Genomic DNA, 12,436 nt, shown 5'->3' with positions numbered 1-12,436 from the left:
TGATCTAAGTTAGTTTACTGTAGGACAAAAAGGGAATTGATATGCGAAAACACTTAAAGCAAGAAATTGAAGTCGATCAGTATAGCTGCTTTTTCGATTAACAGCTTATATGAGTATTAGAAAGGAGACTAATCATGTTATTGATCAGCTTTTTCCTCGCGCTTGGATTTGTCGCCTTTCATCTTTTTTCCAAACATATTAGCTCTTTACCTACGATTCCCAGAAGCTATGCTCTTTCCTTATCAGGAGGAATTTCGGTAGGTTATGTTTTTTCTGAAACTCTTCCCAATCTAAATGATCATCAGGAGAATATTGATAGAGCGACTCCATTTGGATTAGTAGAAAACGATGCTTATCTTATAGCGATGATCGGGCTGTTATTTTTTGGAGGGCTGGAATGGTATGTAAAAAGATCAAGGATTCAACACCATGAATTGAATGGAAAAGAAGTTTCGCATCGGGTATTTTGGATTCATATGAGCTCATTTTTTATTTTTAATACGTTAATTGGTTATTTATTGCTCCAAGGAAAGAATGGAGGGATAACTGAAAAACTTTTCTTTTTTGCAGCATTATCTGTGCATATTATGTCCAATGATATCAGTCTCCGCCGTTCTCATAAAGAAGCCTATGACAAACTGGGAAGATGGCTGCTTTCGGCAGGTTTTCTTCTCGGATGGATCATCAGCGTCTTTGTTAAGATTTCAGATTCTGCCATCTCTGCAGTATTTGCATTGCTTTCGGGGGGCATGATCATGAACGCCATAAAACAGGAATTTTCCGAAGAAGGGGAAACGAGCTTCCTGGCGTTCGCAGCTGGAAGCATTGGATATTCAGCGGTGTGGCTGATTGTCAGCAGGATTTCTTAATAGTTGTATTTATGAAAAACTCCGTTCGATGGCTGGTTTCATCCGCCATTAAATGGAGTTTTTTATTGCTTAACGTATGAAGACTGGATTTGTTCTGCACCAGTAGCTGGTCGAATCTTTTGGAAAACGGGCAGAAAAAAAGCAGAGGTGGTCGCAATAAATTCCAAAGCGGTCGCAAAAACTCCATCCCCGGCAGAAATCCCCTGAAGAAGCGTTTTCTATTTTTTATTTTGGGAAATCAAATCTCATTAGGGTTTTCATATCAAATGCATTAAAAAATGGAAAACAGGGATACTATCTTTGAATGAAGCACCCGAACATATTTCTCTATTAGCTTGGAGTGTTACAGGACTATGAATAGTATGTGGAACCGCTTATTAAAAAAACAAAAAGAGAAAACGATGTATTATGAAGAATCGGAATTACCCACTAAAGACGTAAAAATCAGCCAGAGTTTAGATGAAAATATAAAAAATATTAAAGAGGTTTTAGGAGACAGCGGTGACTTAATCATTCGCCAATTTAAAATGGGGAAACCTACCCAGCACAAAGTGGCTGCTATTCATATCAACGGGTTGGCCGATAAAGAACTGATCAGTGTTTCGATCATTGAAAGACTAATGGAGAACGTGAAAAATACTGATAATGTCGATCCCGAGACCCCGAAAGAACTTTTTGCCTACATTAAAGAAAATATTATAACAGTAGCAACGATAGAGGATATTACAGAATGGAAAAAGCTACTCTCTTCACTTATATCAGGGCAAACCATGATTCTTGCTGATGGCGTGAATAAAGCCATTGGCTGCTCTGTGCAAGGCGGGGAGTTACGGTCCATTGCTGAACCTTTGACAGAACCTTCAGTCAGGGGGCCGAAGGAAAGCTTTGTTGAGGCTCTTATTACGAATACATCCATGGTTCGCCGCAGGATTAAAAGCCCAAATCTATGGGTAGAAACGATGAAGCTGGGGAAGGTTACACAAACGGATGTGGCTTTATTGTACGTAAATGGATTAGTCAACGAAAAGCTTCTTGCCGAAGTCAGAGAGCGGCTAGGTAAAATAGAAGCCGATGAAATTATGGGGACAAACACAATTGAAGAATGGATTGGGGATAACATATGGACTCCTTGGCCTACGTTTCTTGTGACGGAACGTCCGGATGTTGTGGCGGGAAATTTGATGGAAGGGCGTGTCGCTATTTTTGTTGACGGGACGCCAATGCCGTTAGTTTTGCCTGCGACCTGGAATCAATTTTTTCAAACGGCTGAGGATTATTATTTAAATTGGACCGTTGCCAGTTTTTTGCGGCTTCTTCGAATTATTGCATTTTTATTTACTCTTTTAGGACCGTCTTTGTTTATTGCCTTTATTGCGTATCACCCGGAAATGATTCCAACCCCTTTGTTGATCAGTCTGCAAGCTCAGCGTCAAGGTGTTCCTTTTCCAGTTTTTATCGAGGCGCTGTTAATGGAATTTACCTTCGAGGTGCTGCGGGAGGCGGGAGTGCGGATGCCGCGGCCTGTAGGACAGGCGGTTTCTATCGTTGGAGCATTAGTATTGGGAGACGCCGCAGTTGCAGCGGGAATTGTTTCAAGTGCCATGGTCATTGTCGTGGCAGGGACTGCCATAGCCAGTTTTACCGTCCCCCATTATACAATGATGGATGCGACGCGTTTACTGCGGTTTGGAATGATGACATTGGCTGCTTCATTCGGGCTTTACGGAATTGGACTTGGAGTCATAGTATTAGTCGCGCACACGTGCAGCCTGCGCTCGTTCGGAATTCCCTATTTGGCACCCTTTGCTCCTTTGATTATTTCGGATTGGAAAGATTCGCTCCTCCGTTTCCCGAAGCCGCTTTTATCTAATCGACCTCGCCTAGTTAGCCAAAAGAAAATTATGAGGGCAGGCGATACACAAGATTTGCGGCCGACTCCGAGAAAAAATCATACACTTGATCAAGAACCAAAGAGGGATTCCAATGAATCGTAATCCATTCATCATATTAGTAGCATTTCTTTCGATTTTCTTGTTGTCAGGCTGCTGGGATCGCAACGAATTACAAGAACTGGATGTTGTGGGTGCACTTGGGATTGACCTTAACGAAGATACTGAAAACAAATATCGAGTGACAGTCCAAATTATTAATGAGCAAAAAATCTCTACTACACAAGGGCAGGGAGGGGGATCTGAAGCAGCCCCCGTTACGACCTTCTCGGCGTCAGGGAGCACTATTCACGAGGCTTTTCAAAAAATTTCGCCACAGTCCTCCCAGAAGCTTTTTTTTCCTCATGTCCAATTAATGGTGATTGGCGAGGAGCTGGCGAGAGAAGAAGGCATTCAAGATTTGTTTGATTGGATTGAACGCGATTCCCAGTTTCGAACGCTTTTTCCGATTTTAATCGCGAGAGATCATAAAGCAGAGGAGCTTCTCCAAATTACGACCTCATTAGAGTCTGTTCCTGCTGTTGGGATTGCTGATAGTCTGAAAAACAGCAGAAAGGGTACCAGCACCCAAGCGAATCAAGTCATTCAACAATTAAGCGAAAAAGGGGTAAGCTTGACTGGGCTTCAGATGACTGGAAACGCGGAAAATGGAAACAGCGTAAAAAATGTGCAGCAGATTTCTCCTGAGACTAAGGTGGAAATCAAAGGGATTGCCGTTTTTAAACAGGGGAAACTGACAAAGTGGCTGGATGGCTCCTTAGAGCGCGGAGCGATGTGGATAAATAAAGAAGTGAGCGAAACGAACATCAACCTTCCTTGTAAGAAGGAAGAAAAAGACGTTGCCGTAGATTTGAACCGTTACATTTTGAAAATTAAGGCGAAAATAAAAAATGGGAAACCGGTCATTGATATCAAGGCTCGGGCTGAAGGGGAAATTTCCGAAGTCCAATGTCCGATCGATCTCTCGAAGCATGAGTCCATTGAAAAACTTGAAAACGAGATGGCAAAGAAAATGAAAGCGGAAATGGTAATGGCAGTAGAAGCAGCCAAAGAGGCACGAAGCGACTTTTTTCACTTTGGCGAATATGTGAACCGTGAAGATCCAAAATTGTATAAAAAGATCGAAAAAACGTGGGATGAAGAAATATTTCCTGAAACGGATATTAACGTAGACGTGCAAGCATTTATTCGGAGAACAGGCTTGCGGACAAAGTCATATATTAAATAGGCGAATATCTTGTCATACCTAGTTGCAAAGGGGCTTCACAGACGATGGAAAAAGCTAAATTAAGTGCCATTCAACTTTTTTCGATAATGTTATTTTTTGAGCTTGGAAGCGCTTTGGTCGTGAGCCTTGCCAGTGGTGCGAAAAAAGATGCTTGGTTTGCAATTTTTTTAGGAATGTGCGGGGGGATCGTCTTATTTTTCATATACTACTTTTTGTATCGCCAATATCCTAATCTGTCGTTCACCGGGTACGCCAGAAAAATTGCTGGCAAATATCTTGGTTGGATGATCGGCTTGATATATGTCATCTACTTTTTGTATGCTGCAGCCAGAAATCTGCGTGATTTTGGGGATCTGCTGCGTGCTTCAACTTTAACCAACACACCAGTGCTGGCGATTATCGTGTTATTCCTTCTTGTCCTCTGTTATGTATTGTTTCTAGGGATAGAAACAATAGGGAGGACCGCGGAAGTGTTTATTGTGATCCTGATCTTTTTTGGGGTTACTGCCAGTTTTCTCGTATTTTTTTCAGGCTATGTCGATTTCCATAACCTGCAACCTTTTCTTGAAAACGGATGGGAGCCCATTTTAAAAACAGTTCCGTCGATTGCCTTTTTCCCTTTCGGAGAATTTTTCGTCTTTACGATGCTGCTTCCGTATTTAAATCAGCCTGAATTAGCAAAAAAAGTTTGGCTGTCCGCTTTATTTACGAGCGGAATTATATTAATGTTTATAACCAGTTTAAACATTGCTGTTCTCGGTTTGGGAGAAATGGAAGTCGCTACGTTTCCGTTGCTGTCGACGATCGGAAGAGTGAACCTTTTCGATTTTATCCAACGGCTTGATGCTGTTGTTGTTCTTTCCTTCCTCTTAACCATGTTTTACAAAATCTCCATCTTTTTTTATAGTGCGATCATCGGAATGGTTGATTTGTTTAAGTTAAAAAAGCATCAAATACTTTTGCCGTCAGGATTAATCCTTATTATTTTAACTATGGTTATTTCTTCGGATTTTTCGGAGCATATTGAAGAAGGGCAAAAGGTTGTACCGTATTCTCTTTTCTTGTTTATTCACATATTAATCCCTTTGTCTTTGCTGCTAGTTGCGACGGTTCGCAACCGTTTTAAGAAAGCAAATTAGAACTATTTACACCTAAATAAGCAAAGAGAGGCTGCTTGCTCATTGGAAAAGGCCAAAATTAATGTCATTCAACTATTTGCTTTGATGTTCATTTTTGAACTCAGGACTACACTGGTTGTAAGTTACGGGGTAACTGCCGGCAAAGAAGCTTGGCTTGCGACTCTTTTCGGATTGTGCGGAGGGATTGTTTTATTTTTTATTCACTATTATGTCATGAGGCACTATCCAAATCTGTATTTGACCGGATACGCAAGAAAAATATTCGGTAATTACATAGGCTGGGCGATAGGTCTTATATATATTATTTACTTTTTGTACATAGCAGCTCGAAATCTAAGAGAATTCGGTGACTTGCTGATTTCTTCCACTATGCCAAATACACCGGCATTGGGCTGTCAATATTTTAATGATTCTTGCCGTTTGCTACGTCCTTTATCTTGGTATTGAAGTAGTTGCGAGATCAGCAGAGGTTTTTATTATCATCCTGCTTCTTCTTGGAGTTGCAGGGAATTTTTTAGTTCTTTTTTCGGGGTATGTTGATTTTCATCAGCTGCAGCCGTTTCTTGAAGATGGATGGAAGCCTGTCTTTACGACTGCCTTTCCGAGGCTTCTCTCTTTCCCTTTTGGAGAAATGATTGTTTTTACGATGCTGTACCCTTATTTAAATCGGCCTGAAGCGGTGAAAAAAGTTTGGCTGTCCGCCATCATTTCAAGGCGGGCTTATTTTAAGCTATACTACCGCTTTGAATATTGCTGTACTTGGTGTAAAAAATGTGGAGAGATCTACGTTTCCTTTGCTATCAACAATTGGAATGGTCAATTGGTTCGATTTTATCCAACGGCTCGATGTCATTGTAGTTTTCACCTTACTGCTTACCGTGTTTTTTAAAGCAATCATCTATTTTTATTGTGCTGCTATCGGGATGGCCAATTTGTTTAAGTTAAACTTTAGGCTTGTGGTTTTTCCAACAGGAGTGATATTACTTGTATTATCAATGGTAATTGCTTCAAATTTTGTGGAGCATTCTGAAGAAGCCCGGTACTTCATACCATATTACCTGCACAGTACTTTTCTCATCAGCCTTCCGCTGTTAATGCTTTTGGTTGTGTTGGTTCGCAGCCGTTTGATGAATAAAACTAACTAGATCCCTTTTGTTTGTTCGCTTTGTTTTTGATCATGAAATAGATTTGCTGCCCGACTGTTAGCAGTAGAAAGAAAAGCAACATGACTAATTCTCCGGTTTCAATAACCCAAAAGGGGTTGAATAAATGATATAAAATATGAGAGGGATCAAAGCCCATAAGTAAGTCGATTCCTGCTATAAGTGATAGGCATAAGAAAAGAATGAGAATAAATATTCCTAATATCTTCATGGTTTCCTCCTAGGTTTTTACTCTATACCTATATCATGAGCAGGCTTCGTCCAGTATATTCGTTGTTTCAAAATGAAGAAGACGAATTCCGATTGATTAGGAATTCGCCGTAACGACGTATGTAAGCTTATAACGTATATTTATATCTTTTTAGAAACACAATGCACATGCTTCCGACGATAATAAGCAGAATTAAAAACCAAGGAATAATTTTTGCCGGATGAGCACTGAAGCCATAGATGAAAGCTAATGCTCCGACACTCACGATTCTTCCCACACTAAGTGCCATTTCCCGGGCAACTACCATTTCGATCCTCAGCCTGCCTTGTTGGTCAAACTTTGAAACCGAGTTTAATGATAACGTATCAAAAGGAACAGTGAACATTGGAATACAAATGGCAGAGACAAGCCCGTATACGATTAGTGAGAAAAGGTTGACATCGAATGACAACACGACAAATGACAGACTTAACAGCACATTTCCCAAAATAATCAGCGGCCATTTTTGTTTTTCATTGCTGAATTTGCCGATCATATAATAAGTAACAATGGACAAGGCCGTGGTCATAAAAGCAAAATTGCCAAGTACTCTCTCACTGCCCGTGACGATAAATACCCAAAGAGAAATCACAAAAGAAATGACGCCGTCCCGAAATGCAAGGCATGTAAAGGAGTAAGCAAGATATCGCCATTCCTTGTCGATATGAATCTTTACCACGGATTTCCACTGAAAACAGCTTTTTTCCCCGAAATTCGGCAGAAAAAAAGCAAGTGCTATCGCAATGGCAAAGAAAAAAAGAGAGAAACTGAAAATGATTTGATAGCCGATTAAGCTGGGCAGAAACTCAACGATCCATCCGCCGAGCAATGGGCCGATCATTTGGGTCAAAGACGTACAAATTCCGTTAACAGAATTAAACCATTTGCGGTTTTGTTTTGTTGTATAATCGACTGTCAATGTGTTTACCGACAACCAGAAAAATCCTGAACCGATACCAAACAGCGTCGCCAATTCAATTACGTGGTTGACGGATTCCGTTCCGAGATGAAGTACACGAAAGTAAAAAACAAGCTGAAAAATACTGCCGATAATCAGAGAAAATTTCCGTTCGATTTTTTTACTGATCATTCCTGAGACAACAAAAGCAGGTGCCCATATGAGATAGGAAAAAAAATTAAATAAAACGACTTCGAATATGGTAAGGGAAATTTTATACAAATATACATTCACAAAAATAGTTGATAAACTACTGGCAATTCCGCTTAAGCATAAAATGACAAGAAAATTTTTTGTGTATGCAGGGAACACAGTTGTGTTTGGCTGTTCACGCGATACTTTTGCCAAAGGATCAGATGGTTTCTCGTGGAAAATAAATCGGATTGCTTAAAGCGGCCATTCCTTTCTTGCCGAATGCAGGAAACGTTCTCCACACTTCAATCCGGTAAAAGAACCTTTCTTTTACGTGCTGCCATAAGTAGTGAAAGGTTGATTGCCCGGATTCAACCACAAGTGTATACTCAATTTCCCTATTCGAAATAATTTTAATCTCGTCACCTTTTTCAAGTCCGGATATGCTTACGGATACTTCTTGCTCCGGCTTGCAAAGATCGCCTGCTATCGCTTGATCAGCTCTCAGCTCAATAGCGGGGCCATCAGGTGAATAAGACAACGTGACGTTCCCTGCTTGAATCGCTGACAGAATTCCTGCTACTGATTTTTCTGCATAAATACGGGTCGTTGGATAGCCTTGCCGGACATACGGATCCGGACGGTGAGTATCACTTCCTCCGACTGCTGGTATCCTCATTCCTCTTACAAGCTGTTCATGCCACCACTGAACTGCCTTTTCGTTGCATTCCCGCCATGGACCGTTCCACACTTCTACCGCATCAAATTCCAAATCGAAGCCGTAATTCCAAGGACAGCCGTCGTCAAAAGGGTGGTTGATCGATATAAGTGCCCCCTTTTCTTTCGCTTCTTGTAGCTTGCTCTTCATCTCATTCGTTGTTTGGGCACGGAAATCGAGAACAGGTTCCTTAACACCGAATAAATTGCAATGTCCTTCGTAGGTTGTCAGCTCCATGCCTGGAATACTAAGAATGTCACCGAAACTTTCATACTCTGCATTTTGGCTTGTCACATTGTGGTCCATGGCGCCAATAATATCTAACCCGTGCTGGGCGGCGATTTGAACATTTTCCCTGACCAGATAAGATCCGTCGCTGTGGATCGTATGCAGGTGTAGATCACCTTTCAGCCAAGATTTCTGCAATAAAGGTTTTTCTTCGGAAATAATCGTCAGCTTAACAATGCAGCCTTCTTTGGCGATTCTGTAGGCACCTAACAGAATCGCCCATTCTCCAGCTTTCAAGTCCCCTGGTGTATAGCCCGGGGTTGCCTGATCAATCCCGATATAAAACTCGCTTCGAGCGCCGCCGCTCCAACCTCTGACTCGGCTTTGGTCTCTCACTCCCAAATCGACGACGCAGGGATCTGATCCTTGACTGATAACTTCATATTTTACCATTAGCCGGGACAAATCGTTTTCTATCGCAAAAGGGATTTCGATATAGTTTCTTTCTTCGCTTTTTGTGATCAATCGAGTTAGTGTAAGCAGCTGTTCCAACGATTCTCCTCCTGTTCATTATTCTTTTGTGGATCCTAATGAAATTCCTTTAACAAAATATTTTTGGACGAACGGATAAATCACCAGCAACGGAATCAAAGCAATCATGATTCCTGCCATCCGTACATTCGGTGTGAAAAATGTGCTTGTAGATGTTGAATCCGATCCAATGACCAGCGCCTGCAAAGCAATTTGCAGTGTATATTTGTCGGGATCATTAATATAAAGGAGAGCAGAGGTAAAGTGATTCCATCTGCTTACAAATTCAAACAGCAGTACGGTCATCAATCCGGGTTTGGCAATCGGCAAATAAAGCTTCCAGAAGATAAAAAAATCTCCTGCACCATCGATGCGCGCTGATTCTGCGATGCTGTCCGGGACAGATAAAAAGAAATTGCGCATCAATAAAATAGAAAAACCTGATACCAATCCTGATAAAACAAGCGAGGAAAGGGTGTTTAGCAGGCCGAGATCTTTATTGACGATATACAATGGAATCATGATTGTTTCAGAAGGCACAACCATCGTCAGCATAATGAAAGTAACCATAAATTTTTTTCCAGGCAGTCCTTTTTGAATTAGCATGTAACCAGCCATTGAAGCCAAAAACACGTGGATGATTGTGCCTGCTACAGTAACAATTGAATTGTTGACAAACGGAAGCCACAGTTCCATTTTTGTCCACACGGTTTGATAGCCTTCAAGACTCCATTCCGACGGCCAAAGCTTTAAACCAGTTTGCATGGAAGCGACATTGGAACTAAAGGAAACGACAAAGCTGTTCAAAATCGGTAAAATCATAGTGATAACTAATACATTAAGAAATAAGTAAATTCCCCAACGGACAAGAACCGATCCCTGTTGTTCTCCTATTTTTCGCTGATTCATGGTTTCACTCCAAATCGTATTTCGTAACTTTTCTGGTAATAAACACTAAAACAAGGGTTGCGGCAATCACCAGAAAGGAAGCGGCAGAGGCGACGCCCATATTAAAGTTTAAAATCCCTTTTTCATACACATACGTCATCAATACGTCAACCTGGCCGGCAATCGCTGGATTTCTCATGACAAAAATTTGGTCAAAAATCCGCAATACCCCCATTAAATTCAATAAAAAAACGATCTTCATCGTCGGGATCAGCTGCGGCAGGGTGATATGCCGAATTTCCTGCATCCGGTTTGCTCCGTCTATTCGAGCGGCTTCATACAGTGTCGGGTTGATCGCAGTAATGGCTGCTAAATAAATAATGCAGTTATAACCCATATCCTTCCATACAGCGGAGAGTATGATGATGGGCCTTGCATAATCTTTGTTTGTCAGAAAGGTGATTTCTTCCTTTCCGAGTAACGTAAGGATTGAATTGACAAGTCCTCCGTCGGGCGACAATATAAAAATCCATATCCCTCCGACAACAACCCATGAAAACAAGTGCGGGATGTAAATGACCGTTTGGATAAATCGTTTGAAAACGATATGCAATACTTCGTTCAGAGCGAGCGCTGTAATGATAGGCGCAACAAATCCCAACAATAAAATGCCGCCGCCAATCCAAAGAGTGTTCGTAAGAGATTGCCAAAAAGCGGGATCATTCAAAACGGTATTGTAGTTAGCAAGCCCGACAAACGGCCGGTCGCCGATCAGCCGGAATTTTTGCAGGCTCATCATAAATCCGCTGATTAATGGATAGAAATTAAAAATACAAAAATAAAGCAATATTGGCACAAACATTAAATATAAGCTGAAATGCTTCTGTATCAGTTTCAAGGCTTACGTCTCCCTGTGCATAAAATAACAGGAGAAGAGGAAGCATATTCTTTCTCTCTCCTGTTCCTTATTTTGGTTATTGATCAATTAAGCCGGCGGAAAGCAATTCATCATGCATCGTTTTCACTGCATCGCCAGCCGGCATGTCGCCTGTAATCGCACTGAATGCATACTTTGTTACAATTTTCTCTGCTTCCGGCCAGTCTCCTGTAGAGATTTCTAATGTCGAGTTATTGCTCATTACGACTTCTCTCGCTTCTTCCATTCCCGGCAGCAGGCCGATTGGATTTTTAAAGTGACTGTTGTTTGGGGTAACAACACCATGATCCATCCCGTGTTCTTCTCCCTTATCTGTTAATTTATATTTGTCGTTTTCTACGGTATAATCGTGGCCTTCAATACCCAGTGTGCTTAACAGGTTGCCTTCTTCAGAATGCCAGAATTCAAGAAATTTCATCGCGCCTTCGACGTTTTGGGCATTGGCAGGAATGGCGAAAAGGCTTGGATCCCCGCGTCTCAGCATAAATCCTTCAGGACCTTCTGCACCTGTTATACCCTTCGCTTCAAAGGAAGTGTCTGGTTTTTCTTTTTTAGCCATATTGTTAAACAAACCGACCCATGCGTCCCAATACGTAACGACACCGACACGGTCCGTTAAAAATAGTTCCCGCATTTTTGACGTATCGTTCGTCACAAAATTAGGATCCAAGATACCTTCTTTATACAGCTTGTTCAGCCATTCAAATACTGGTACAGCCGCTTCTGTAGAATAAGGAATCGTCCGTTTTCCGTCTTTGTCGATGACATATTTGTATTTGACGCCTGTTGCACTGAAGAATGGCTGCAGGTCATACAAGCCGGCAGTTGATAAACCATATGTGTCATCTTTTCCGTTTCCATCCGGATCTTGTTTGGTAAATGCTTGTAAAACCGTATAATACTCATCCAATGTCTTCGGCTGTTCTAGTTTTAGCTTCTTCAGCCAGTCCTGGCGGATAATCGGCATTGTTCCGCCTTCCAGCTTGTTAAATACTCCGTATACAGCACCATCATCATATGTAATCTGATTCCACTCTTCATCAGGGATGACAGCCTTATCTGACAGTATCTTTGAACCATCGATTTGTTCATTTATCTGTTTTAAAGCTCCTTGGTCGACGAGCACATCCATCAAATTTTTAGTTAAATAAATAAGATCATATTGTTCTCCTGAAGAAATAGATGTTAACAGTTTTTGATCATAATCGGATGGGGGTTTCACCATTTCGACTTCCAATCCTGTCTTTTTTTCAATTTCTTCGACAAATAGTTTTTGCTCGGCATCATCCTTGCCGCCGACAACCGTGGTCAGCATTCTTACCTTTTTGTTTTCAGAGCCTTCGGCACCCGTCTCATTGTTCGCTTCATTCGAACAAGCGCTAAGCAAAAGGGCAATTAAGGCCAGGATGACTATTGATTTAGGGTACAAAAACGGTTTTTTTTTCG

13 protein-coding genes are annotated in these 12,436 nt (G+C 41.4%); 7 read left to right on the top strand and 6 right to left on the bottom strand.

Features of this window, described 5'->3' with window-relative positions; all coding sequences use genetic code 11:
- The first annotated feature begins 134 nt into the window (after window positions 1-134).
- The 7 genes from AM592_RS09995 to AM592_RS24960 all read left to right on the top strand — a co-directional run bounded on the left by AM592_RS09995 (window position 135) and on the right by AM592_RS24960 (window position 6,330).
- The gene (locus tag AM592_RS09995) at window positions 135-869 is read left to right on the top strand and encodes a hypothetical protein (RefSeq protein WP_053603673.1); all 735 of its coding nucleotides are present in this window, start codon (window positions 135-137) and stop codon (window positions 867-869) included.
- A gap of 353 nt (window positions 870-1,222) precedes the next feature.
- Entirely contained in the window at window positions 1,223-2,863 is a 1,641-nt protein-coding gene (locus tag AM592_RS09990; protein ID WP_053603672.1) for a spore germination protein, read from the top strand.
- Window positions 2,853-4,046 (top strand): Ger(x)C family spore germination protein, encoded by a 1,194-nt coding sequence (locus AM592_RS09985; RefSeq protein WP_053603671.1) that lies wholly within the window; start codon window positions 2,853-2,855, stop codon window positions 4,044-4,046. The genes AM592_RS09990 and AM592_RS09985 overlap by 11 nt, the downstream gene beginning before the upstream one ends.
- A gap of 44 nt (window positions 4,047-4,090) precedes the next feature.
- Entirely contained in the window at window positions 4,091-5,185 is a 1,095-nt protein-coding gene (locus tag AM592_RS09980; protein WP_082363929.1) for a GerAB/ArcD/ProY family transporter, read from the top strand.
- Between the two features lie 42 nt (window positions 5,186-5,227).
- Window positions 5,228-5,632, top strand: a complete 405-nt coding sequence (locus tag AM592_RS24970) for a GerAB/ArcD/ProY family transporter (RefSeq protein ID WP_053603670.1) — start codon at window positions 5,228-5,230, stop codon at window positions 5,630-5,632.
- Complete coding sequence (locus AM592_RS24965) at window positions 5,592-6,074, top strand: spore germination protein (protein WP_264080178.1); 483 nt, start codon at window positions 5,592-5,594, stop codon at window positions 6,072-6,074. Before AM592_RS24970 ends, AM592_RS24965 begins: the two co-directional genes overlap by 41 nt.
- Entirely contained in the window at window positions 5,959-6,330 is a 372-nt protein-coding gene (locus AM592_RS24960; protein WP_264080177.1) for a spore germination protein, read from the top strand. The genes AM592_RS24965 and AM592_RS24960 overlap by 116 nt, the downstream gene beginning before the upstream one ends.
- Here the strand turns inward: AM592_RS24960 and AM592_RS09965 are convergent.
- From AM592_RS09965 to AM592_RS09940, 6 genes are all read right to left on the bottom strand, one after another.
- A complete protein-coding gene (locus tag AM592_RS09965; protein ID WP_053603668.1) occupies window positions 6,323-6,559 on the bottom strand; it encodes a YczF family membrane protein in 237 nt (78 codons plus the stop codon). The two genes, AM592_RS24960 and AM592_RS09965, sit on opposite strands and share 8 nt — an antisense overlap.
- Window positions 6,560-6,686: 127 nt before the next feature.
- Window positions 6,687-7,904, bottom strand: coding sequence for an MFS transporter (locus AM592_RS09960; RefSeq protein WP_053603667.1), 1,218 nt, complete (start codon window positions 7,902-7,904; stop codon window positions 6,687-6,689).
- Window positions 7,905-7,908: 4 nt separating this feature from the next.
- On the bottom strand, window positions 7,909-9,186 hold the full coding sequence (locus AM592_RS09955) for a CehA/McbA family metallohydrolase (protein WP_053603666.1): 1,278 nt from the start codon (window positions 9,184-9,186) through the stop codon (window positions 7,909-7,911).
- Window positions 9,187-9,204: 18 nt separating this feature from the next.
- Window positions 9,205-10,074 carry a carbohydrate ABC transporter permease gene (locus AM592_RS09950; protein WP_053603665.1) on the bottom strand — a complete coding sequence of 290 codons (870 nt, stop codon included), beginning with the start codon at window positions 10,072-10,074 and terminating at the stop codon, window positions 9,205-9,207.
- A 4-nt stretch (window positions 10,075-10,078) separates the two neighbouring features.
- The gene (locus tag AM592_RS09945) at window positions 10,079-10,951 is read right to left on the bottom strand and encodes an ABC transporter permease subunit (RefSeq protein WP_053603664.1); all 873 of its coding nucleotides are present in this window, start codon (window positions 10,949-10,951) and stop codon (window positions 10,079-10,081) included.
- Between the two features lie 76 nt (window positions 10,952-11,027).
- Window positions 11,028-12,419, bottom strand: a complete 1,392-nt coding sequence (locus AM592_RS09940) for an extracellular solute-binding protein (protein WP_053603663.1) — start codon at window positions 12,417-12,419, stop codon at window positions 11,028-11,030.
- Window positions 12,420-12,436: the final 17 nt, after the last annotated feature.

The organism is Bacillus gobiensis (assembly GCF_001278705.1).
In the GTDB taxonomy this organism is placed as follows: domain Bacteria; phylum Bacillota; class Bacilli; order Bacillales; family Bacillaceae; genus Bacillus; species Bacillus gobiensis.
Note: the sequence above shows the minus strand (reverse complement) of the source record. Positions and strands in the feature narration are given on the sequence as shown.

Bases quoted from the DNA above. Each gene is read 5' to 3' on its own strand.
- AM592_RS09995 (WP_053603673.1), top strand. From the start codon at position 135: ATGTTATTGATCAGCTTTTTCCTCGCGCTTGGATTTGTCGCCTTTCAT.
- AM592_RS09990 (WP_053603672.1), top strand. From the start codon at position 1,223: ATGAATAGTATGTGGAACCGCTTATTAAAAAAACAAAAAGAGAAAACG.
- AM592_RS09985 (WP_053603671.1), top strand. From the start codon at position 2,853: ATGAATCGTAATCCATTCATCATATTAGTAGCATTTCTTTCGATTTTC.
- AM592_RS09980 (WP_082363929.1), top strand. From the start codon at position 4,091: ATGGAAAAAGCTAAATTAAGTGCCATTCAACTTTTTTCGATAATGTTA.
- AM592_RS24965 (WP_264080178.1), top strand. From the start codon at position 5,592: ATGATTCTTGCCGTTTGCTACGTCCTTTATCTTGGTATTGAAGTAGTT.
- AM592_RS09965 (WP_053603668.1), bottom strand. From the start codon at position 6,559: ATGAAGATATTAGGAATATTTATTCTCATTCTTTTCTTATGCCTATCA.
- AM592_RS09950 (WP_053603665.1), bottom strand. From the start codon at position 10,074: ATGAATCAGCGAAAAATAGGAGAACAACAGGGATCGGTTCTTGTCCGT.